This window comes from Streptomyces saintjeani, assembly GCF_055409605.1.
Window position 1 is genome coordinate 766,521 of record NZ_CP189624.1, and the last position, 21,722, is coordinate 788,242.

Annotated in this window: 21 protein-coding genes and 1 pseudogene; 9 read left to right on the forward strand and 13 right to left on the reverse strand. The window is 69.8% G+C overall.

All coding sequences use genetic code 11. The annotated features are described in order from the left end of the window. Positions 1 to 46: 46 nt before the first annotated feature. The 6 genes from ACQCO7_RS03495 to ACQCO7_RS03520 are packed head-to-tail and all read right to left on the reverse strand — an operon-like array spanning position 47 to position 5,787. Positions 47 to 418, reverse strand: a complete 372-nt coding sequence (locus ACQCO7_RS03495) for a PPOX class F420-dependent oxidoreductase (protein WP_464070394.1) — start codon at positions 416 to 418, stop codon at positions 47 to 49. Positions 419 to 436: 18 nt separating this feature from the next. Further along, positions 437 to 1,687, reverse strand: a complete 1,251-nt coding sequence (locus ACQCO7_RS03500; protein WP_464070395.1) for a glucarate dehydratase family protein — start codon at positions 1,685 to 1,687, stop codon at positions 437 to 439. Continuing rightward, complete coding sequence (locus tag ACQCO7_RS03505) at positions 1,684 to 2,586, reverse strand: 5-dehydro-4-deoxyglucarate dehydratase (protein WP_464070396.1); 903 nt, start codon at positions 2,584 to 2,586, stop codon at positions 1,684 to 1,686. The genes ACQCO7_RS03500 and ACQCO7_RS03505 overlap by 4 nt, the downstream gene beginning before the upstream one ends. A 23-nt stretch (positions 2,587 to 2,609) precedes the next feature. Then, on the reverse strand, positions 2,610 to 3,551 hold the full coding sequence (locus ACQCO7_RS03510; protein ID WP_464070397.1) for a carbohydrate ABC transporter permease: 942 nt from the start codon (positions 3,549 to 3,551) through the stop codon (positions 2,610 to 2,612). Continuing rightward, the gene (locus tag ACQCO7_RS03515) at positions 3,548 to 4,456 is read right to left on the reverse strand and encodes a carbohydrate ABC transporter permease (RefSeq protein WP_464070398.1); all 909 of its coding nucleotides are present in this window, start codon (positions 4,454 to 4,456) and stop codon (positions 3,548 to 3,550) included. The genes ACQCO7_RS03510 and ACQCO7_RS03515 overlap by 4 nt, the downstream gene beginning before the upstream one ends. Next, on the reverse strand, positions 4,453 to 5,787 hold the full coding sequence (locus ACQCO7_RS03520) for an ABC transporter substrate-binding protein (RefSeq protein WP_464070399.1): 1,335 nt from the start codon (positions 5,785 to 5,787) through the stop codon (positions 4,453 to 4,455). The genes ACQCO7_RS03515 and ACQCO7_RS03520 overlap by 4 nt, the downstream gene beginning before the upstream one ends. A gap of 440 nt (positions 5,788 to 6,227) precedes the next feature. Between ACQCO7_RS03520 and ACQCO7_RS03525 the strand changes: the two genes are divergently transcribed. Further along, on the forward strand, positions 6,228 to 6,944 hold the full coding sequence (locus ACQCO7_RS03525; protein WP_464070400.1) for a hypothetical protein: 717 nt from the start codon (positions 6,228 to 6,230) through the stop codon (positions 6,942 to 6,944). Positions 6,945 to 7,040: 96 nt separating this feature from the next. Continuing rightward, a complete protein-coding gene (locus ACQCO7_RS03530; RefSeq protein ID WP_464070401.1) occupies positions 7,041 to 8,411 on the forward strand; it encodes a S1 family peptidase in 1,371 nt (456 codons plus the stop codon). A 72-nt stretch (positions 8,412 to 8,483) separates the two neighbouring features. Here ACQCO7_RS03530 and ACQCO7_RS03535 read toward each other — a convergent pair whose 3' ends face one another. The 3 genes and pseudogenes from ACQCO7_RS03535 to ACQCO7_RS03545 form a co-directional block, all read right to left on the reverse strand. Continuing rightward, positions 8,484 to 8,657 carry a hypothetical protein gene (locus ACQCO7_RS03535; RefSeq protein ID WP_010354490.1) on the reverse strand — a complete coding sequence of 58 codons (174 nt, stop codon included), beginning with the start codon at positions 8,655 to 8,657 and terminating at the stop codon, positions 8,484 to 8,486. Positions 8,658 to 8,791: 134 nt separating this feature from the next. Continuing rightward, positions 8,792 to 9,487 (reverse strand): L,D-transpeptidase family protein, encoded by a 696-nt coding sequence (locus tag ACQCO7_RS03540; protein ID WP_040836752.1) that lies wholly within the window; start codon positions 9,485 to 9,487, stop codon positions 8,792 to 8,794. Between the two features lie 127 nt (positions 9,488 to 9,614). Further along, positions 9,615 to 10,847 (reverse strand): annotated as a pseudogene (locus ACQCO7_RS03545) (RNA-guided endonuclease InsQ/TnpB family protein). A gap of 50 nt (positions 10,848 to 10,897) precedes the next feature. On the opposite strand from ACQCO7_RS03545, the gene ACQCO7_RS03550 reads away from it, so the two are divergent. Then, positions 10,898 to 11,059, forward strand: a complete 162-nt coding sequence (locus ACQCO7_RS03550) for a ribbon-helix-helix domain-containing protein (protein ID WP_464070402.1) — start codon at positions 10,898 to 10,900, stop codon at positions 11,057 to 11,059. A gap of 24 nt (positions 11,060 to 11,083) precedes the next feature. Here ACQCO7_RS03550 and ACQCO7_RS03555 read toward each other — a convergent pair whose 3' ends face one another. The 3 genes from ACQCO7_RS03555 to ACQCO7_RS03565 all read right to left on the reverse strand — a co-directional run bounded on the left by ACQCO7_RS03555 (position 11,084) and on the right by ACQCO7_RS03565 (position 13,827). Beyond that, positions 11,084 to 12,046 carry an SDR family oxidoreductase gene (locus ACQCO7_RS03555; RefSeq protein WP_464070403.1) on the reverse strand — a complete coding sequence of 321 codons (963 nt, stop codon included), beginning with the start codon at positions 12,044 to 12,046 and terminating at the stop codon, positions 11,084 to 11,086. 63 nt (positions 12,047 to 12,109) lie between these two features. Next, a complete protein-coding gene (locus ACQCO7_RS03560) occupies positions 12,110 to 12,739 on the reverse strand; it encodes an MBL fold metallo-hydrolase (protein ID WP_464070404.1) in 630 nt (209 codons plus the stop codon). Then, the gene (locus ACQCO7_RS03565; RefSeq protein WP_464070405.1) at positions 12,739 to 13,827 is read right to left on the reverse strand and encodes an S-(hydroxymethyl)mycothiol dehydrogenase; all 1,089 of its coding nucleotides are present in this window, start codon (positions 13,825 to 13,827) and stop codon (positions 12,739 to 12,741) included. The genes ACQCO7_RS03560 and ACQCO7_RS03565 overlap by 1 nt, the downstream gene beginning before the upstream one ends. 113 nt (positions 13,828 to 13,940) lie before the next feature. Here ACQCO7_RS03565 and ACQCO7_RS03570 point away from each other — a divergent pair, with 113 nt between their 5' ends. Further along, positions 13,941 to 15,701: an ABC transporter ATP-binding protein gene (locus ACQCO7_RS03570; RefSeq protein ID WP_464070406.1), complete on the forward strand. Its 1,761-nt coding sequence runs from the start codon at positions 13,941 to 13,943 to the stop codon at positions 15,699 to 15,701. Here ACQCO7_RS03570 and ACQCO7_RS03575 read toward each other — a convergent pair. Then, positions 15,698 to 16,399 (reverse strand): (2Fe-2S)-binding protein, encoded by a 702-nt coding sequence (locus tag ACQCO7_RS03575; protein ID WP_464070407.1) that lies wholly within the window; start codon positions 16,397 to 16,399, stop codon positions 15,698 to 15,700. The genes ACQCO7_RS03570 and ACQCO7_RS03575 overlap by 4 nt on opposite strands. Positions 16,400 to 16,598: 199 nt before the next feature. On the opposite strand from ACQCO7_RS03575, the gene ACQCO7_RS03580 reads away from it, so the two are divergent. From ACQCO7_RS03580 to ACQCO7_RS03600, 5 genes are read left to right on the forward strand one after another with little or no spacing between them, the layout of a single operon-like run. Then, on the forward strand, positions 16,599 to 17,567 hold the full coding sequence (locus ACQCO7_RS03580) for a FecCD family ABC transporter permease (RefSeq protein WP_464070408.1): 969 nt from the start codon (positions 16,599 to 16,601) through the stop codon (positions 17,565 to 17,567). Further along, positions 17,564 to 18,574 carry a FecCD family ABC transporter permease gene (locus ACQCO7_RS03585; protein WP_464070409.1) on the forward strand — a complete coding sequence of 337 codons (1,011 nt, stop codon included), beginning with the start codon at positions 17,564 to 17,566 and terminating at the stop codon, positions 18,572 to 18,574. Before ACQCO7_RS03580 ends, ACQCO7_RS03585 begins: the two co-directional genes overlap by 4 nt. Further along, positions 18,574 to 19,386, forward strand: a complete 813-nt coding sequence (locus tag ACQCO7_RS03590) for an ABC transporter ATP-binding protein (protein ID WP_464070410.1) — start codon at positions 18,574 to 18,576, stop codon at positions 19,384 to 19,386. Before ACQCO7_RS03585 ends, ACQCO7_RS03590 begins: the two co-directional genes overlap by 1 nt. A 32-nt stretch (positions 19,387 to 19,418) precedes the next feature. Continuing rightward, entirely contained in the window at positions 19,419 to 20,450 is a 1,032-nt protein-coding gene (locus ACQCO7_RS03595; RefSeq protein WP_464070411.1) for an ABC transporter substrate-binding protein, read from the forward strand. Between the two features lie 42 nt (positions 20,451 to 20,492). Then, a complete protein-coding gene (locus tag ACQCO7_RS03600) occupies positions 20,493 to 21,653 on the forward strand; it encodes an ATP-grasp domain-containing protein (RefSeq protein WP_464070412.1) in 1,161 nt (386 codons plus the stop codon). Positions 21,654 to 21,722 lie beyond the last annotated feature (69 nt).

The window sequence follows — 21,722 nt, forward strand, 5'->3', positions numbered from 1 at the left end:
TGAAGTGAAGTGAGGGGTACGAGCCGTGCGGCTCGTACCCCTCGTTTCATGTCAGCGTGACGCGGATGCCGACCGTCCCGTCCAGCCCGCGCCGCACCTTGCTCCCGAACAGCGTGAGCCGGCCGAGAATGCCGTACTTCCGGGCGATCAGCGTCCGGTACCGGGCCGTCGTCTCGGCGTCGCAGATCTCCGCCGTCCCCGGAACCTGCTCCCCCGTCGGCTTCCCCCGGGCGTCGCAGGGACCGACCAGCACCTCCCCGCGCGCCCTGATCCGCTTGACCTTCCACGAGTCAGCCGCCGACCACGCGCCCAGCGCGGCACCGTCGGGCACCACCCACACCGGCGTCGGGACACCGGTCCCGTTCTTGCGGTAGCTGGTGATGAGCAGATACTTTCCCGCGGCCAGATCCTGTGTCATGCCCCGCAGTCTAGGGACCTACCAGCGCGGCAGCTTCAGCTCGTACTCGGGCTGGAAGTTCCGGATGTAGCCGGTGTCGTCACGACCGCGCATCCCGGAGTCGAGATAGCGGCGGTGCAGCCGCTCCAGGACGTCGTGGTCGAGGTCGACGCCGAGGCCGGGTCCGGTCGGGACCTTCACCTCGCCGCCCTCGATCCGCAACGGGCCGCCCACGATGACCTCGTCGCCGCTGTTCCACGGGTAGTGCGTGTCGCAGGAGTGGTCGAGGTTGGGGATCGCGGCGGCGACGTGGGTCATCGCGGCGAGGCTGATGCCGAGGTGCGAGTTGGAGTGCATGGACAGCTTGATCCCGAACGCCTCGCAGACGGCGGCGAGTTCACGGGTGCGGCGCAGGCCGCCCCAGTAGTGATGGTCCGTCAGCAGGACCTGGATCGCGTTCTGTTCGATCGCCGGCCTGAGGTGTTCCCAGGCGATGACGCACATGTTGGTGGCGAGCGGCATCGGCGCGGTCCTCGCGACCTCGGCCATGCCCTCGATCCCCCGGGTCGGGTCCTCCAGGTACTCCAGGACGCCGTCGAGCTGCTCGGCGACGTACCGCGAAGTCTCCACGGTCCAGGCGATGTTGGGGTCCAGGCGCAGGGGCTGACCGGGGAACGCCTCGGCCAGGGCGCGGATCGCGGCGATCTCCTCGTCGGGCGGGAAGACGCCGCCCTTCAGCTTGAACGACGTGAACCCGTACCGCTCTTGCATGAGCCGGGCCTGCTCGACGATCCCGGCGGGGTCGAGGGCGGCGCCCCAGTCGTCGGTGATCGCGGGACGGCCGTCCAGCCCGGGGTGTTCGGCCCACTTGTAGAAGAGGTACGCCGCGAACGGCACGGAGTCGCGGACCTTGCCGCCGAGGAGGTCGCTGACCGGGCGGCCGAGGAGCTTGCCCTGCGCGTCGAGGCAGGCGACCTCCACGGCGGAGTGGGTCCAGCCGCGCTCGTGGGAACTCGGTACGGTCGGCTGGAGCGCCTTGTCGATGGCGGCGCCGATCGCGGTCGCGTCGAAGACGTCCATGCCGACGACCGTCTTCGCGGCGATCTCGAGTCGCTCCAGGCGCGCGGTGCCGCCGGGGGACTCGCCGAGGCCCACCGTGCCGTCCTCCAGGACGAGTTGGAGGATGATCCGCAGGGCGAGGGGCTCGTGGCAGCCGTTGGAGTTGAGGAGCGGCGGGTCGGAGAACGCGATCGGGGTGACGATCAGTTCGCGGATGCGGGTGGCGCTCATGCGGCGACGGTCTCCAGTCCATGGTCGAGGAGTTTCGCGAGCCTGTCGAGGTGGTCCGGGGTCGGGTCGACGAGGGGGGCGCGGACGCCGCCGACGTCCAGGCCGCGCAGCGTGACCCCGGCCTTGACCAGGGCGACAGCGTATCCGGGGACCTCGTCGCGCAGGGCGACGAGGGGGGCGTAGAACTCGTCGAGGAGGGTGGCGACGAGGGCCGTGTCCCCCTCGGCGAGGGCCTGGTGGAAGGCGAGGGCGATCTCGGGAGCGAAGGCGAAGACGGCCGAGGAGTAGAGGTCGACGCCGATGCCCTGGTAGGCGGGGGCGGTCATCTCGGCGGTGGGCAGGCCGTTGAAGAACTGGAACTCCGGCTGCTGCGCGCGCACCCGGCGCACGATGCGGTGCAGGCGCTCCAGGTCACCGAGGCCGTCCTTGAGGCCGACGACGTTCGGCAGGGCGGCGATCTCGGCGGCCGTGTCCTCGCTGAGGCGGGCCGTCCCACGCTGGTAGAAGATCGCCGGGAGCCCGGTGGCGGCGGTGACCTCGGCGGCGTACCGGACCAGGCCCTGCTGGGGCGCGGTGACCAGGTACGGCGGGAGCAGCAGGATGCCGTCGGCTCCGGCGCGGGCGGCGCGTACGGCGTGGTCACGGGCGACCGGGGTGGGCCCGCCGGCCGCCGCGAGGACCGGGACGCGTCCGGCGGTGGCCTCGACGGCGACCCGGGTGGCGCGCTCGACCTCGTCCGGGGTAAGGGCGTGGAACTCGCCGGTCCCGCAGGCGACGAAGACGCCGCCCGCGCCCGCCGCGACACCGCCCTCGATGTGCTGGGCGAGGCGGTCCTCGGCGAGGCCGCCGTCCTTGTCGAAGGGGGTGACCGGGAAGAACAGCACTCCGTGGAACTTCATGTCTTCTCTCAACGGGGGGTGTCTCAGCCCTTGGTGGCACCGGCCGCGATGCCGGTGACCAGCGAGCGCTGGAGGAGCAGGTAGACGATCAGGCTGGGCACCAGGGCGATGACCGCGCCGGCCAACAGCACTCCGGAGCCGACCTCGGGGTCCGTACGCAGGACCGACAGGGCGACGGTGACCGTGTAGTCGCTGGGGTCCTTGGAGGCGATGAGGGGCAGCAGGTACTGGTCCCAGATCATCACGAAGCCGAGGACACCCGCGACGCCGAGGGCCGGCTTGCACAGCGGGAGGACGACCTGCCACAGCATGCGGAACTCGCCGACGCCGTCCAGGCGGGCCGCTTCCTCGATCTCGATGGGGATGTCCTTCATGAACTCCGTCAGCAGCATGATCGAGAAGCCCCAGGTGCCGAGCGGCAGGATGACGCCGAACGCGGTGCCCTTCAGGTCGAGGCCGAGGACGGGTACGTGGCCGAGGACCAGGGAGAGGGGGATCGCGATGACCTCCTCGGGCAGCATCATCGTCAGCATGAACAGCGTGAGGACGAGGGCCTGGCCCCGGAACCTGTGCCGGGCGAGCGCGTAGGCGGCCAGCACCGAGACGGCGAGCTGGAGCAGGAGCGAGCCGCCCGCGATGACCAGGGAGTTCGTGAAGTAGTCCCAGATGCTGCGTTCGTTCGCGACCTTGAAGTTGAGCAGCGTGGGGTGGTGCGGGAGGAACGACAGGTCGGAGCCGCTGGGGTTCTTCGAGAACGCTCCCGCGAAGATGGTCAGGAAGGGCGCGGCGAAGACGCCGAGCGCGATCAGGCAGAGCAGGATCCGCAGCGCCCAGGCGACGCCGGGGCGGTCGCTCCAGCCGAGGGCCGTGTCGAAGCGGGCCGGGGTGGTGCGGGCGGCCTTGGCGGTACGGCCGCGCGCGGGGGCCTGCGGCGCGCTGACCGGGTCGATGACGGGTGCGCTCATCGGGCGTCTCCCCTCTTGCGGAAGTAGTTGACCGTGACGGTCAGCAGGAGCGTCACGCACAGGAGGACCACGGAGGCCGCCGAGGCGCCGCCGATGTCGTTGCGGGTGAAGCCGAGCGTGTAGGCGCGGGTCATCCAGACCTCGGTGGAGCCGGCCGGGCCGCCGCCGGTGAGGACGTACACCTCGGTGAAGACGCGCAGGCCGCGGATGGCGGCGAGGGTGAGGACGATGCCGATCGCCGGGCGGATCGCGGGGAGCGTGATGTGGCGCAGGCGCTGCCACAGGGAGACGCCGTCCATCGCGGCGGCCTCGTACTGCGAGCGGTCGACGCCCGCGAGGCCGGCCAGGATGATCACCATGTTGTAGGGGGCGGCCATCCAGATGCCCATGGCCATCGTCGACCACAGCGCGGTGCCGGGGTTGTCGAGGAACTGGGTCGGGCCGAGGCCGAGGAAGCCGAGGCCGTGGTTGATGAGGCCGTCCGAGGTCGGGTAGTACATCAGCCGCCACAGCTCGCCGACGACCGCGGTCGCGGTGACGACCGGCAGGAAGACGGCCGTACGGACGATCTTCAGCGAGCGGCTCTGGCCCTCCAGGAGCAGGGCGAGCGCGAAGCCGACGAGGATGCCGCCGATGGACTGGCCGAGGCCGAGGGTCAGGGTGTGGCCCACGGCGTCCTGGAAGCGGTGGTCGCTCAGGACGCGGGTGTAGTTGTCCAGGCCCACCCACTGGTCGCCCAGGAACGGGCGCACCTTGAAGAAGCTGAGCCAGATGCCCTTGGCCATCGGCCAGAACTTGAAGACGAGGGCGAGGAGCAGGCCGGGGGCGAGGAACACCCACGGCAGGACGCTTCTCTTGCCGATCCCCCGGGCGCGGCGCACCGGGGTCGGGGTGGTCGCGGTCATTTCAGCAGGTCCTGGTCCTTGAGGTCACCGGCGAGGGTCTCGTTCAGCTCCTTGAGACTGGAGCGGACGTCGCCTCCGCAGTAGGTGAAGATCGAGTTCAGCGCGTCGGCGGTGTCCTGGCGGAAGGGGGCCCAGTCGAGGGCGTTCGGGAACTGCACGGAGGCGTCCTCGTACGCCTTCTGTACGACGCCCCAGCGCGGGTCGTCGTGCACGGTCGCCGCGTTGAGCGTGGAGTTCACGGGGATGCGGACGACGGGCTGGTGGTCGCCGGTCATCGCGAGATGCTGTCCTTCCGGTGAGACCAGGAACGCGGCGAGGGCCTGTTCCTGCTGGTCCTTGCCGGTCCTGGCGCCGAAGTAGACGTTCTCGCCGTCCGCCAGGACGTCGTTGTTGCCGGCGGGCCCGGCTGGGGCCTGGACGACCTCGAACTTGTCCTTGCCGAGCACCGTGTCGAACGTGGCGATGTTGTACGGGCCGGTGAGGTACATCCCGGCGTTGCCGTCCTGGAAGTTGGTGGCGTTGCTCGTCATCGCGGTGATCGCGCCGGGCTGGATGACAGCGTTGTCCTCGGTGCAGAACAGGTTCTTCTTCAGCCAGGTGACCGCGTTCACCGCCGCGTCCGAGTCCATGACCGGCCGGTAGCCGCCGGCCTTCGTGGGTTCGATGATCCGCGCGCCCGACTGCCACAGGTAGCTCGCGCCCCACCAGGCGACGTAGCCGTTCTGGGCGCTGCCCGGGACGACCATCCCGTACGTGTCCTTCTTGCCGTCGCCGTCCGGGTCCTTGTCCGCGAACGCCTTCGCCAGGGTCAGCATCTCGGCCCACGTCCTCGGGACGGGCAGGCCGAGTTTCTCGCGCCAGTCCTTCCTGATGAACAGGGTGAACGCCTGGCGGGAGTACGGGACGCCGTAGTGCCCGCCGTCCAGGCCGACCGTCGTGGCCCAGGTCTTGGCGTCGATCTGGCCGCCGCCCGCGATCGTCGCCGGGTCGATCCGCTTCAGGAGGCCCTGGCTCTGGTAACTGCCCATCAGCGCCGTGTCGTTGATCATCACGTCCGGGAGGTCCTTGGTGGACGCGCGCGCCTGGAGCTGCTGGTCGAAGTTGACGACCGGCTGGTAGTCGACCTTGATGCCGGTCTTCTTCGTGAACGCGGCGAACACGCGTTTGTACGTCTCCGCGGGGTCCGGGTTGCTGCGGGTCCAGACCTCCAGGGTGTTCGGGTCGCCACTGTTCGCTCCGCTGGATCCGCCGCCGCACGCGGCGACCCCGAACATCAGCGCCGCGGCACCGAGACTGGCGGCCAGGCGACGACTTCGTCGGCGATCCACCATGGACACTCTCCGTTCATATCCGTGAACTTGCTTCACGAATCTAAATTAGGGGCTCAAGCTACGAATGGTTTCGACCGCATGTCAAGACATTGCGGGAACGTTGCACCGGGTGGACCGGGCGGCCGGCGGGCGGGGCGGGTCCGGTACCGGGTGCGGGTCTCGCGCTCGCCGTGGGAAAACTTCTGGTCCGGGTGGGCCCCGGGGAGCAAGATGGGGGCGTGATCGAGATCGGGTGCGACGAGTCCGGGGCCGATGGGGAGAATCTCGTCGGGGGGAACACCTTGTTTTTCGCTCACGGCAGCGTGGGGGTTTCCGTTGCGATTGCCGGGGCTGTGATATCCGAGATCCGGGAGCAGATTCGGTCTCCCGCCGAGGAGTACAAGGCGAATCATCTGCTGCGGGAGAAGCATCGGGCCGTATTGGAATGGTTTCTTCGGACATTGCGCGGAAGCGCCCATGTCGAGTTGGTCAGGAAGGAATCGTTCCTGGTGGGGCGGGTGGTGGAGGTGCTGGGCGGGGAGGCCGGTGAGGCCGGGGTGTTGTTGCGGGAGGGGTTTCCGGGGGAAGCCTGGGGGGATTTCCTGGTGAGCGGGAATCGGTTGCTCCGGATGCGGGCCGAGGTCGACGGTGAGGTACTCGTCCGGGAATTCCTCGGCAGCCTCCGTGCGCTGCGGAGTGTCGTCGTGGGGGCTGCGGCGAGGGAAATTCTCGGCACGCTCGCCGGGCAGCGGGACAGGGCCTTCGCCTATCGCGCCTCGATACCCGCCCTGATCCCCGTCCTCGACCCCCTCTTCCCCACCGTCGTCGGCACCGCCGCCCACTGGTCCTCCCCCGGCACGCCCGTCCACCTCGTCCACGACCGCCAGACCCTCCTCACCCCGGCCCGCGTCGAGTGGATCCGGCAGCGGGCCGAGGAGCGCGGTGTCACGCTGGCCGGCATGCGCCTCGTACAGGCCCGTTCGGACCCCCGCGTCCAGCTCGCGGACTTCCTCGCCGGTATCGCCCGGAAGATCGCCGGGGACGAGGCGAGCGGGGTCGGGGACCCGGTGCTCGGTGAGCTGCTGCGGCCGTACCTCGGGAGCGACGGCCTGCCGTACCTCAGAAGCGACCCGCCGTCTCAGAGGCAACCCGCTGAAGAACCCGGTCACTTGAGGTGAACACCCGTACGGCCGCGTTCGTATGAACAGTGGGCGCTCCACGACCACGGCGCCCCGCGGCGCCCCGCGTCGCGTGTTCGGGTTCGGGAGCCAGGTATGAGGCACGTACGACGACGCACCGTCCGGCGAGTGACACGGCTGGCGGCCGTCGGCGGGGTCCTCCTGGGAGGCGTCATGGTCGCGCAGGCGGCGATGGCGGGTGAGACGCCGAACTCGTCGGCGCTGGTGAGGAGTTCAGCCGATACGGCGGGCCAGACCGGGACCGAGCTGACGAAGAGGCTCGGCACCGCGCGGACGGCGGGCAGCTGGATCGGCGCGGACGGCGAACCGGTCGTCGCGGTCACCGACGACACCGCGGCGGACGAGGTCCGCAAGGCCGGTGCCCAGCCGAAGATGGTCGGCCACAGCATGAACGAACTCAAGGCGGCCACCACGACGTTGAAGGCCGCACCGAGGGTCGCGGGCACGGCGTGGTCGGTGGACTACCGCACGAACAAGGTGGTCGTCCAGGCGGACAGCACGGTGTCGGCGGACGACTGGTCGCGGATGACGAAGGTCGCGTCCGGCATCGGCAGCTTCGTACAGATGGAGCGTACGAAGGGCAGGTTCACCACCCGGATCAACGGCGCGCTGCCCATCCTCTCGACGGGCGGCCGGTGTTCGGCCGGGTTCAACGTCACCAACGGGCAGCAGGACTTCATCCTGACCGCCGGGCACTGCGGGCCGAACGGTTCGATCTGGTTCGGCAACGACCAGGCGTCGCAGGAGATCGGGCAGACGGTCGACTCCTCGTTCCCGGGCGGCGACTACTCGGTGATCCAGTACGCGAACGGCAAGGCGGGCGAGGGCGCGGACATCGTCGCGATCGGCAACGGGAACGGCGTGAAGATCACCGGCTTCGGCGACCCGGTCGTGGGCCAGCGCGTGTTCCGCAGCGGGAGCACGACGGGGCTGCGCGACGGCCAGGTCACCGCGCTGAACTCGACCGTCAACTACCCGGAGGGCACGGTCACCGGCCTGATCGAGACGAACGTCTGCGCGGAGCCCGGCGACAGCGGCGGCCCGATGTTCTCGGAGGGCGTCGCGCTCGGCGTCACCTCGGGCGGCAGCGGGGACTGCACGGCGGGGGGTACGACGTTCTTCCAGCCGGTGACGACGGCGCTCGCGTCGACGAAGCTGAAGCTGATCGTGGCCGCGCGGGCGGACGGCGCCCAGCAGGGCGGCGCGGCGCCGAGCCCCTCCCCCACACAGGCGGCGATCGCGCCGGGTGCGGCGGCGCCGGGCTCGACGACTCCGGTGAACGGCGTCGGGACGTCGCTGGCCTCGAAGCTGACGAACCCGCTGGCGATCGGCCCGGGGCTGCTGATCATCGCGGCGAGCATGGGGGCGCTGTTCTTCACCCGCTATCTGCGCGAGGAGCGGGACCGCAAGGAGTACCAGCGGTACTACGCGGCGAACTGGAGCTGAGACGCGCCGGGGCACGCAAAAGGGCACCCACCGCGTCGGTAGGTGCCCAAGAGGTAAGGGAGGCCGGGGAGTTCAGGCCACGCGGTCCGTCCGGTGCGAGACCGCGGCCCACTCCGTCACCAGCCGCTGATACTCCTCGCGCTGGTCCCCGCGCAGAATCCCGCCCGACCGGAGCCACAGGGCCCTGATCTCCTCGTTGACCTCCGCGGCCGATCGCTCGGTAAGGGGTTCAACAGTGATGGACATGGTGTGAATCTTACGGCGCCGAGGGTGAAGACCGCGTGAGTTAATAGGTTTCATTCCGGGCATATCCGACCGTGTTACTGATCACGTCAACTGCCCGGAACAAAAAGGCGATCCGGCCTCAAAGGGAACCCCTGTCAGGTGCCCGGCTTACGGCCGTAGACGAAGACGTCGTCCCCGTTCCGCAGCAGCGACCAGTACTTCTTCGCCGCCGTGGTCGTCATGTTGACGCACCCGTGCGACCCCGGCGGGTTCCACACGCTGATCCCCACGGAGTGGAACGCCTGGCCGCCGTCGAAGAACTGGCTGTACGGCATGGGCACGTTGTAGATCGTCGACACGTGGTCGATGTGCCGCCAGTAGATCTTCTTCAGCCCCGTACGCGTCTCGAACCCGTCCCGCCCGCTGCGCACCGGCACCGGCCCGTACACCAGCTTCTTGCCGTCCTGGATCCAGCTGAGCTGGAGCGTCAGGTTCACGCAGGCGATCCGGCCCTTGTTCGTCGGGCACTTGCCGTCCTTGTTGGGATTGCTCCCCACGGCCTTCTGCTTGTTCATGAGATCCATCACGCCCCACGTGACGGACCCCGCGTACCCGATGTTCGGGCTGATCCCGTGCTTGTTCTGGAACGCCCGGATCGCCTTGCAGTCGGCGCTGGACTGCTTCCCGTCGACCGGCCGCCCCAGGAACTTCTCGACCTGCTTCTGGTACGGCCCCGCCGACGTCGTACAACTCGCCGCCTGAGCCGTCCCGGCCCCGAGCGCGATCGTGAGCGGCGCCACCAGCCCCGTCACCCCGGCCACGATCGCCGCTCGTCTACGTATGTCCCCCATGCCCTGCCTCCCTCAAGATGTTCCTCGCCTGTCTAGACCCGTGCGCGGACACGTCGGTTGTACCCCGTACGACCCTGTGACAGAACATTGACATCCTCCCTTCCCGCAAGAGGAGGGGATTCCCGGCTCAGGCCGCCTCCGGGAGCGGCGCTCCCGGAGGTCCTACGCCCTCAGCACCAGCCGGGGTGAGACCAGCCCGGACGAGCATCACGCGGGCGGAGTTCTTGTCCCTGGGGGACACGGCTCCGCAAGCGGTGCAGGTACAGGTACAGGTACGTTCCGACAGCGGAAGTGCGTGCTTGGTTCTCGCTCCGCACGACGCGCAGTCCATGGTGGTGTGCGCGGGGTCGACGAGGCGGATGTCCCGCCCATGCTTGCGGCCCATCGCGACCAGGGCCTTCTTCGTGGCACCGATCGCGGCGTCCGCCGCTTTGCGGGCCATGGTGGATTTCGCCAGGAACTTCGGCCGGAAGTCCTCCACCGCGACAGCGTCATGATCGCGCACAACCCGCTTGGCCCGCTTGAGAGCCGTGTCCTGACGCCGACGGGCGATCTTCGCGTAGGTCTTCGCTCTCCATTTCTTCGCCTCGCGTTAGCCCTTCGAAGCTGCCTGGCCCTTCTTCGGCTTCCGACGGGCCATCATCCGGTCGTACCGGGTCGACTTCTCCTGAGCCTTCCGCCCGTGCTGTGGATGAGGGAGGTCGTAGGCGTCGGATGTGGTCGTGGCAGTCTCCTTCACTCCCCAGTCGATGCCGAGAGAACGGCCCGTCATGGGGAGCGGCCGGGTCTCGACGGCGACGACGAAAGAGGCGTACCAATGCCCCGCCGCGTCACGGTACACGCGCACACTCGTGGGCGCCGACGGGAGTTCGCGGGACCACACCACCGTCAGGACGATGCCACCCGCCAGATACAGACGGCTTCCCTTCAGGCGGAAGCCTCGGGTGGTGAAGTTCAGGTTCGGTTCAGCCTCACGCTTCTTCTTGTGCCGGGGCATACCCGCGCGCTGCCGCAGAGGTGGACGCTTCTCGATGTCCTTCAGCGCCTTCGAGCGGGATTTGGCGAAGTCACGGATGATCTGCTGCTGCGGTACCGAGGCGCCCTCACGGAGCCATAGTGTGTGAGCACGGGCTTCGGTCAGCATCTTGTCGAGCTGGGCCGGGCCGCAGGTCTGCTTGTTCTCGGGGTGCGTCCGGTTATGGGCGTGTACGGCGCGGGACTTCGCCACGCACTCGTTCCACACCCATCGGCAACGGCCCCACTCGGCGAGCAGTGCCGTGCTAGCGGTCGACGACACACGGAGCCGATAGGTGTACCGAACACACGTGACACTTTCCGTCCGCCTCCTTACCGTCGCCATGACGTCAAAAATATGTCAGGTATGCACGATGAGGCAACTACAGTGACGGCATGGACGAAGAGAAGCGCATCACTGTCCGGCTCCCCTTGGAGCTTCACGAGCGTCTCGTCGCATGGGCGAAGCGGGATCGCAGGTCAGTCAACGGGGAGATCGTGCATCTCCTGGAGACCGCACTGGCTGGCAATCCAGGAGATGCCGGAGAAACCCGGTGAATTTCCCCTCAGTCAGTCACCGGATCACCGATAGCCGGACACATCCGCCGGTTTCCCCGCGTCCTGGACTTCCACCAGGTAGCGCCATGCGTCGGGGCGGGTTCCGTCGAGGTCGGTGAAGTCGTACTGCTGGGCGAGGGCGCCGCCGGAGAGGGACTGGCCGTTGAAGCGGGAGACGTCGGGGTCGGCCGCGAGGGCGGCGACCGCGCGGCCGACGTAGCGGGGGGTCTCGGAGATCGCGAAGTGCGGGACCTTCTCCAGGGCGTCGCGCCAGTTGTCCTCGCGGACGCCGTAGTGCTCCAGCATGATCTCGGAGCGCATCCAGCCGGGGGTGAGGACGAGGGCGGTCGCGCCGCGTGGGGCGAGTTCGTGGCCGAGCGCGAAACCCATGCGCAGGACGGCCGACTTGGCGAGGTCGTAGAAGTAGTTGAGGCGGTAGTTGTCGCGGTTGTACTCCGCGGTGCCGTCGGTCATCTCGACGACCAGGCCACCGGGCCGGCGCAGCAGGAGCGGGAGGGCGTGGTGGGAGGTGATGGCGTGCGTGTCGATCGCCAGCCTCAGCGTCCGCAGCCCCTTCTCCAGGTCGTGCTCCCAGACCGGGGCGTCCCACTCGACGAGGTTCTCGGCGCCCCAGATGTCGTTGACGAGGACGTCGAGGCGGCCCTGTTCGGCGTCGATGCGCTCGACGAGGGCCTTGACCTGGGCGGGGTCCAGGTGGTCGGTGGGTACGGCGATGCCCTGGCCGCCCGCTTCGGTGACGAGGTCGGCGGTGTCCTCAATGGTCTCGGGGCGGTCGTACTCGGAGCGCTGGGCGCGGGTGCTGCGGCCGGTGACGTACACGGTGGCTCCGGCGGCGCCGAGTTCTACGGCGATCCCTCGCCCGGCGCCGCGCGTGGCACCGGCGACGAGGGCGATCTTGCCGTGGAGGGGCTTGTCGTGCGGGGAGTTGCCGTGCTGAGGGGTGTCCGGGTTCTCGTTCTGACTCATGTGGACGAGGGTTCCCGAGAATCCGGACACCTTGTGTCGCCTATTCAAGCGATCTCGCGCTTTTCAGTGACCCCGCGCGATCCACTCCTCCAGGTGCGGCGCCTCCGCCCCGATCGTCGTCTCGTCCCCGTGCCCGGTCAACACCCGCGTCTCCACGGGGAGTTCCAGCAACCGGTCCCGGATCGAGTCGATGATCGTCGGGAAGTGGCTGTACGAGCGCCCCGTCGCCCCGGGCCCGCCCGCGAACAGCGTGTCCCCCGTGAAGACGGCACCCAGCGCCGGGTCGTACAGGCACACCGCGCCCGGCGCGTGCCCCGGCGTGTGGATGACCCGCAGATCCGCGCCGGCCGCCTCGATGACCTGCCCGTCGGCGAGGTGCTCGTCGGGGTCCCGGTCGGGATGCGCGAGCTTCCACAGCGGAAGGTCCTCGGGGTGCAGCCAGATCCGCGCGCCGGTCAACTCCGCGAGCGCGGGAGCCGCGTTGACGTGGTCGTTGTGGGCGTGGGTGCAGATGATCGCGGTCAGCCGCCGGTCCCCGACCGCGTCGGCGATGGCCTGCGCGTCGTGCGCGGCGTCGATGACGATCACCTCGTGGTCGTCGCCGACGATCCAGACGTTGTTGTCGACGTCCCAGGTGCCCCCGTCGAGGGTGAACTGGCCGGACGTGACGAGCCGTTCGATGCGCGCGGCCATCAGAGGACCACCACCGAACGCAGCACGTCGCCCTGGTGCATCCGGTCGAACGCCTTCTCCACCTCGTCGAGCTGAATCGTCTCGGTGACGAACGCGTCGAGCGGCAGCCGCCCCTGGAGGTGCAGGTCGATCAGCATCGGGAAGTCCCGCGAGGGCAGGCAGTCCCCGTACCAGGACGACTTGAGCGAGCCACCGCGCCCGAACACGTCCAGCAAGGGGAGTTCGAGCTTCATCTCGGGCGTGGGGACGCCGACGAGGACGACGGTCCCGGCCAAGTCCCGTCCGTAGAAAGCCTGCTTGTACGTCTCCGGCCTGCCGACCGCGTCGATCACGACGTCCGCCCCGAACCCGCCGGTCAGCTCCTGGATCGCCGTGACGGCGTCGGTCTCACGGGAGTTGACGGTGTGCGTCGCCCCCAGCTCCCGCGCCTTGGCGAGCTTGCGCTCGTCGATGTCGACGGCGATGATCCGCCCGGCACCGGCGAGGCGGGCCCCGGCGATGGCCGCGTCCCCGACGCCGCCGCACCCGATGACGGCGACGCTGTCACCGCGTCCGACGCCCCCGGTGTTGATGGCGGCACCGATCCCGGCCATCACGCCGCACCCGAGGAGCCCGGCGACGGCCGGGGACACCGACGGGTCGACCTTCGTGCACTGCCCGGCGGCGACGAGGGTCTTCTCCGCGAACGCGCCGATCCCGAGCGCCGGCGACAGCTCCTGCCCCGTCGAGGCGAGGGTCATCTTCTGCCCGGCGTTGTGGGTGTTGAAGCAGTACTGCGGGCGCCCACGCAGACAGGCCCGGCAGTTCCCGCACACGGCACGCCAGTTGAGGATCACGAAGTCACCGGGGGCGACGTCGGTCACCCCCTCGCCGACGGACTCGACGACACCGGCCGCCTCGTGCCCGAGGAGGAAGGGGAACTCGTCGTTGATGCCGCCCTGCTTGTAGTGCAGGTCGGTGTGACACACCCCGCACGCCTGGATCTGGACGACGGCCTCACCGGGACCGGGGTCCGGGACGACGATCGTCTCGACCCGTACCGGTTCGTCCTTCCCCGGTGCGATGACTCCGCGTACTTCCTGCGCCATGTGCTGACCCTTTCTTTACGTCCCGCCTCCGACCCTACGCGGAAGTGATCACGCCCGGCATCACATCCGGCCGACCGTAGGCTGGTGATGTTTCCGACGAACCGAGGAGAGACGTGCAGCAGACCACTCCCCCCTGGCGCCTGCTCCTCGGGTACGTCCGGCCGCACCGCCTGGCCATGCTCGGCGGAGCGATTCTCTCGCTGCTGACCGGCGCCGCGGGACTGCTCCTCCCCTTGGTGGCACGGGAGTTGATAGCCGACCTGTCCAACGACCGTGCGATCAGCGGGGCGTTGGCTCTGATGACGGGCCTGGTGCTCCTCAACGCCGTACTGGGCGGCCTGGGTTCGTTCGTCCTGCGCCGCACCGCCGAGTCGGTCGTACTCGGCGCGCGCAAGGCGCTCTCGTCGTACCTCCTGCGCCTGCGCATCACGGCGGTCGACCGCACCGAGCCGGGTGACCTGATGGCCCGGATCACGTCCGACACGACATTGCTGCGGGAGGTGACGACGGACTCGCTGGTCGGGCTCGGGACGGGCGGGCTGACGCTGGTGGCGACCGTCGTGGCGATGGGGTTCGTCGACGTGGTGCTGCTGGCGGTGACGCTGGGCGTGGTGGCGTGCACGGCGCTGGTGATCGGCCTGATCGTGCCGCGCATCAACCGCGCGAGCCGCAGGGCGCAGGACGCGGTCGGGGTGATGGGTGCCTCGCTGGAGCGGGTGCTGGGCGCGCTGCGGACGGTGAAGGCGTCGGGCGCCGAGCACCGTGAGGAGAAGGCGCTGCACGCGGCGGCCGAGGAGTCGTGGCGGCAGAGCGTGCGCGCGGCGATGTGGTCGGCGGCGGCCGGGAACACGGCGGGGCTCGCGATCCAGGTGGCGTTCATCACGGTCCTCGCGGTGGGCGGGGCGCGGGTGGCGACGGGGGCGATCGGGATCGGCACGCTGGTGGCGTTCCTGCTGTACGTCTTCTATCTGATGTCGCCGATCCAGCAGTTGGTGGGCGCGATCGCCCAGTACCAGACGGGCGCGGCGGCGCTGACCCGGATCCAGGAGGCGCTGGCCCTCCCCGCCGAGCCGTCGACCCACCCGGCCCCGCTCCCCGCGTCGGACGCCGAACCGGCCTCGGTCACTTTCACGGACGTCCGCTTCCGGTACGCCGACGACCTGCCGTTCGTCCACCACGGGGTGACGTTCTCCGTGCCACCGCGCGGCATGACGGCGTTCGTGGGCCCGTCGGGTGCGGGCAAGACGACGGTGTTCTCGCTGATCGAGCGGTTCTACGACCCCGAGGAAGGCGTCGTCGCGCTCGACGGCCGCCCGCTCGACGACTGGGACCTGTCCGAACTCCGGTCGGCCATCGGGTACGTGGAGCAGGACGCGCCGGTCCTGTCGGGCTCGCTGCTGGACAACCTCCTGCTCGGCAACCCGGACGCGGACGAGGCCGCCGTCCAACGCGTCCTGAAGACGACGAGGTTGGACGGCCTGGTCGAGCGACTCCCCCAGGGTCTGGAGACGTTGGTGGGGCACCGGGGTACGAAGCTGTCGGGCGGCGAGCGTCAACGCGTGGCGATCGCGCGGGCGTTGCTGCGCCGCCCTCGGCTGCTGATGCTGGACGAGGCGACGTCCCAGCTGGACGCGGTGAACGAGGCGGCGCTGCGGGACACGGTCGCGGACGTGGCGCGGTCGACGACGGTTCTGGTCGTGGCGCACCGGCTGTCGACGGTGACGACGGCGGACCGGATCGTCGTGATGGACGCGGGGAAGGTGCGCGCGGTGGGTACGCACCGTGAACTCGTGGGCGGGGACCCGCTGTACGCGGAGTTGGCGGCGACGCAGTTCCTGGCGGCGGGGGATTCACCCCCGCAACCGGTGAACTAGCCGAGCCTGCGCAGGCGTTCGGCGTCGGAGGTGCGCGGGCAGGTGCCGCACGCCTCGGTCGGTCGTACCGCGTAGAACATGCAGCAGCCGGCGCGGGTGCGGGTCGGGTGGCAACTGCCGTCGGGGGCCGTCAGGTTGCGGAATGCGGCGCCTGCCGGGAAGCGGCCGACAGGGCCGGGGAGGATCTCGCTCGCGGCGCGGATGCCGTCGTCCTCGCGGTCCAGCACCCGTCCCAGGTACCAGAGTCCGGAGACGAGGTCGTCGCCGACCATGCCCCACAGTGCTCGTGATCCGCGCCGGGTCAGGGGGGCGAACGCGTCCAGTACGGGTTCCATGTGGGCGGCGAGGGCGTCGAGGAGGTCGTCGGCGAGGGCGCCGGTCGGCCGTACCCGGTAGGACGCCGTGGCGAGGTCGGCGCGGATGTCCTGGGGCCGGATCAGCGGCACCCGGCGTTCCAGGAACCACGGTCCGCTCATCAGCAGCGCGGCTGACCAGGCGTAGTCGTGGAGGGCGCGGGAGGCGGCGACGTGGCGGGGGACGGTGACGTCGTAGCGTGCGCGGATGCGGTCCGCCTCGGCGTCGACGAACGCGGCGGTGTCGGTGAGGAGGTCGGTGCCGAGGGGTTCCTCGGCCGTCACCCGGACGTCGAGGACGTCGCACAGGGCGGTGACGCGGTGCAGGACGTCGGTGACGGGCATGGGGTGCTCCACACGGGACAAGGTTTCCAGCTCGGGGGTGTTCCCAACCGTGACGTAGGGTGTGAAGATCGCAAGAAAGATCACAGTGATTCCACAGGCGGTTGAAAACTAAAGGAAGCCTAACCTAAGCTCACCGCTCGTGACTGCGACTCATCGGGACGCGCCCCCTCCGGGTGTGTCCTCCCGTGCCTTTCGGCACATGTCCCTGTTCCTGCTGGGAACCGCCGCGTTGGTGCTGTGCACCGCGCTGAGCCTCGCGCTCGGCGCCCGCTCCGTCCCCCTGTCGACGGTGACGGACGCGCTGTTCGGTGATGCGCACGGCCGTGACGCGCTGGTCGTGACGGGCCTGCGCCTGCCGCGCACGGTGATCGGCCTCTTCGTCGGCGCCGCGCTCGGCGTCGCCGGTGCGGTCGCGCAGGGCGTCACCCGCAACCCGCTCGCCTCGCCGACGACCCTCGGCATCAACGCGGGCGCGGGGTTCGCGGTCGTGGTCGCGATCTACGCGCTCGGGCTCGACAACCCGGTGGAGTACGTCTGGTTCGCGTTCGCCGGCGCGGCGGCAGCCGCCCTCTTCGCGCAGGCCCTGGCCCGCCGCTCGGGCGACATCGACCCCGTACGCCTGGCGCTCGGCGGCACGGTCCTCCAACTGGTGCTGATCTCCTGGACGTCGGCGGTCATGCTCCTCAACCAGCGCACGCTGGACGAGGCCCGCTTCTGGCTGGCCGGCTCGCTCGCGGAGCGCCCGCTGTCCGCGCTGTGGCAGGTGCTGCCGACGCTCGTCCTCGGCCTGGTCGTCGCCCTCGCCGTCTCCCCCGCGCTCAACACCCTCGCGCTGGGCGACGATTCGGCGGCGGCGCTCGGCGTCCCGGTCGGCAAGGTACGGCTCGCGGGCGGCATCGCGGTCGTCCTGCTCGCGGGGTCCTCGGTCGCCGTCGCGGGCCCGGTCGCGTTCATCGGACTGGCCGCGCCGCACCTCGTACGCCCCTTCCTCGGCAGCGACCACCGTCTCCTCGTACCCGGCTGCCTCCTCGCGGGCCCGGTCCTGCTGCTGTCCGCCGACGTCCTGGGCCGTCTGGTGATCCGCCCCTCGGAGCTCGAAGTCGGCATCGTCACCGCCTTCCTGGGCGCCCCGCTGCTGGCTCTCCTCGCGCGGAAGGTGACCCGGTGAACGCCTACCGCCGACGCGTCCTGCTCTTCGCGGGGACCGGCCTCGTCACCCTCCTCGTCCTGCTGGCCGTCTCGCTGGCGACCGGCACGATGTCCATCCCCGCCGGTACGGCGCTGCGCGCGCTGGTCGGGCTCGGGGACTCCGGTGACGTCCTGGTCGTCCAGGAGTTCCGCGCGCCCCGGGCGTTCGCGGCGATCGTCGCGGGTGCCGGGCTCGGCGCGGCCGGGTGCGTGCTGCAACGCCTCTTCCGCAACCCGCTCGCCTCGCCGGACGTCATGGGCATCAGCGGCGGCGCGTCCCTCGGCGCGGTGTCGCTGCTCGCGGCCGGTGCCACCCAGACCCTGATCCCGCTCGGCGCGCTCGGCGGCGGCCTCCTCGCCGCGCTGCTGCTGGGCGTCTTCAGCTGGGGTTCCGGGCTCTCGGTCACCCGCCTGGTCCTCACCGGCCTCGCCGTCCAGGCGGCGCTCGCGGCGGCCGTCAACCTGATGATCGTCCGCTTCCCGGCGGAACTGGCCGGCTCGGCGCTCCAGTGGACGACGGGTTCGGTGTACGGGCGGACGTGGACCGAGGTGTGGGGCGGTACGACGGCGATGGTGCTCGCGCTCGCCGTGGCGCTGGTGATGAACCGGCGGCTCGCGGTGCTCGACCTCGGGGACGACTCGGCGGGCGCGCTCGGCCTCAACACGTCCCGCACGCGCCTCCAACTCCTCGTCCTGGCCGTCGTGTTGGCGTCGCTGGCCGCCGCGCTCGCCGGACCCGTGACGTTCGTCGCGCTCGCCGTGCCGCACATCGTGCGGTTCCTGACGGGACCGCCTACGGCCGTGACGCTCGCGCTGGCCGCGCTCACCGGCGCCGTCCTGCTGCTCGGCTCCGACCTCGTCGTCCAGCATCTCCTGCCGGTCGAGGGGCTGCCCGTCGGCGCGGTCACCGCGACCCTCGGGGCGCCCTGGCTGCTGGTGCTGATGCTCCGCCAGTCCTCGCCCGTGAACGTGAAGAGGAACTCCTGATGACCAACCAGCTCACCACCGAGGGCCTCGCACTGCGCTACGGCGACCGGACGATCGTCGACGGCCTCGACCTCACGATCCCCGGCGGGGCGGTCACGGCGATCGTCGGGCCCAACGCGTGCGGAAAATCAACCCTGTTGAGGGGTCTGAGCCGCCTCCTCGCACCGGCCGCCGGGACCGTCACGCTCGACGGCTCCGACATCCACCGCATGGACGCGCGGGCCCTGGCCCGCCGGATGGGGCTGCTGCCGCAGCAGCCGGTGACCCCCGAGGCGATCACCGTCGAGGCGCTCGTACGGCTCGGCCGCTACCCCCATCAGCGGCTGCTGAGCCCCTGGTCGGCCGCCGACCAGAAGGCCGTGGACGAGGCTCTGGAGCGGACCGGCACGACGCCGCTGCGTGACCAGCCCGTCGACCAGCTCTCCGGCGGGCAGCGTCAACGCGCCTGGATCGCGCTCGCGTTGGCCCAGGACACGGAGCTGCTTCTGCTGGACGAGCCGACGACCTTCCTCGACCTGCGTCATCAACTCGACGTCCTCGACCTCGTCGCCACCCTGCACGCGGACGCCGGGCGGACCGTCGTCATGGTCCTCCACGACCTCGGGCAGGCCGCGCGGTACGCCGACCACATGGTCGTCCTCAAGGACGGCCGACTCGCCGCCGCCGGGGCGCCGTCCGAGGTGCTCGACGCGGAACTCGTGAAGTCCGTGTTCGACGTCGACTGTCGGATCGTTCCCGATCCGGAGACCGGCACGCCGCTGGTCATCCCGAAAAGCAGCGCGGCGCGGCATACGGCCGCTTCGCGCGACTGAACCCATCTCATCCACAAGAAAGTTCACCCCCCATGTTCACCATGCGTTCCTCCCTGCGCGGAATCGGCCGTCTCAAGGCCGTTCCGGTCGCTGTCGCCCTCGGTGCGGTCGTGCTGACCGGCTGCGGCAGCAGTGACAGCGGAAACGATTCCCCCAAGGCCGACGCCTCGGCCGCCGGCGACTCCGCCGGGTTCCCCCGGACGGTCAAGACCGCCATGGGTGACGTCAAGATCCCGTCCAAGCCCAAGAGAGTCGTCGTGCTCGACACGGGTGAGCTGGACGACGTGACCCTCCTCGGCATCGATCCCGTCGGGGCCGTGCCTCCCCACTTCAAGACCGAGGGCGGGTTCCCGACGTACCTCAAGGGCGAGTTGGGCGGGACCCAGGATGTCGGGCCGCTGCTTGAGCCCAACCTGGAGAAGATCGCCTCGCTGAAGCCCGACCTCATCCTGTCGTCCAAGGTTCGGCACGAGAAGATCTACGACAAGTTGAGCGCCATCGCGCCGACCGTCTTCACGGAGACGACCGGTGGGGTGTGGAAGCAGAATCTCTCCGTTCACGCGCAGGCGTTGGGGCTGGAGTCCGAGGCCGCCGCCGCGCTGAAGAAGTACGAGACGCAAGCCGCTGCGCTGGGTGCCGAGATCAAGAAGAAGGACGGGGGGAAGATGCCCGTTGCTTCTGTCGTGCGGTTCATCGCCGGGCCTACTCGGCTCTACCAGTCCAACTCCTACAGCGGGATCGTGCTCAACGACATCGGTTTCAGGCGGCCCGCTTCCCAGACGTCCACCGACCCCACGGTGACGATGAAGGACGTCAGCCCCGAGCAGATCGACCAGGCCGACGCGGATCTGATTTTTGTGACCACCGCCGACACTCCGGACAAGACCCAGGAGAAGCAGGTCACTTCCAACCCCGTGTGGAAGGTTCTGCCGGCCGTCAAGGCAGGCAAGGTGTTCAACGTCCCGGACGAGACGTGGATGTCCGGGATCGGCGTACAGGCCGCTGAGCAGATGCTGAAGGACGTGGCGAAGGCCACGGGGGTCACCCTGCCCGCCGCGCAGTAACCACCCCACCGCACCCCCACTTCCAGCGGAAGCCCCCCAGCCATGCGCCTGTATCTCCTCGCTCTCAACCCCACCGATTCCGTCACTGACGGATTCCTTCCCGCCGCCGCCCGGCTCGGGATCGAGGTGACCGTTCTGACCGACCGACCCGACTCTTACGCCGGGCTGGATGTGCTGGCCTGTGATGTCCGGGACTTCCGGGACGTCGTCTCCCGGATCTCCCGGCATCACCGGCCCGACGGGATCTTCACCAACAGCGATCACCTCCAGACCCAAGCCGCCCTCGCCGCCTCCTATTTCGGGCTTCCGGGGAAGGACTGGCGGGCCGCGCTGCGGTGCAAGGACAAAGCCGAGATGCGGCGGCAGTTGGCGGGCAGCGGGCTTGATGTCGTCTGGTCCGCCGAGATCTCCTCGCCTGTCGCTCTGGACGCCCCTTATCCCTGTGTGGTCAAGCCGCGTGAAGGGGTCGCCAGTGAAGATGTCGTTCTGGTCGGTGGGCCGGAAGAGCTGGTGGCTCGGTCCGAGGAGATCTTCGCCCGGCGGCCCGGGAGTGCGCTCGTCGTCGAGGAGTACCTTCCCGGCGCGCTGTACACGCTGGAGACGCTCGGGGACGGGCACGTCCTGCATGTGCTGGGCGGGTTCCACACGGAGGTGTCGCCGCCGCCCTTCTTCATCGAGGAGCGGATGACGTTCGTTCCGGCCCATCCCGAGCCGGTCGTGGAGCAGGTGCTTGCTCAACTGGACGCCCTGGGCGTCGGGTTCGGGATCTGTCACACCGAGTTCGTCGTGCAGGAGGGGCGTGCCCGGATCATCGAGGTCAATTACCGGGCCATCGGCGATCAGTGTGATCTGTTGCTGGCCCGGTTGTTGGGCGTGCCTCTCTTCGAGCACGTCCTCCAGGTGCACTTGGGGGCTCGTCTGCCCGATGACCTCGGCGTCCGGCGTGACGGTGCCGCACGGCTCGACTACCCCTGCGCCGATCGGGAAGGAACGCTCGTCTCGGCTCCCGGGGCCGCCGAACTCGACGTGGACGGCGTGCACTTGACGTACCGCCCGCTGCGGCCGGTGGGTACGACGCACCCCCTCTATCGAACCAACCGTGACTACCTGGGAGTTCTGCGGGCCACCGGCACCGACCAGGCGACTCTGGACCGTGTCTCGGCGGAGTTCCTGGCCGCACGGCGCTGGGAGATCGAGGCGTGAGCGCGGAGTTGGAGCGAGGGCCTGCGGCGGGAACGGGGCTGACGCGGAAGCCCGCCGCGAGCGCGGGAC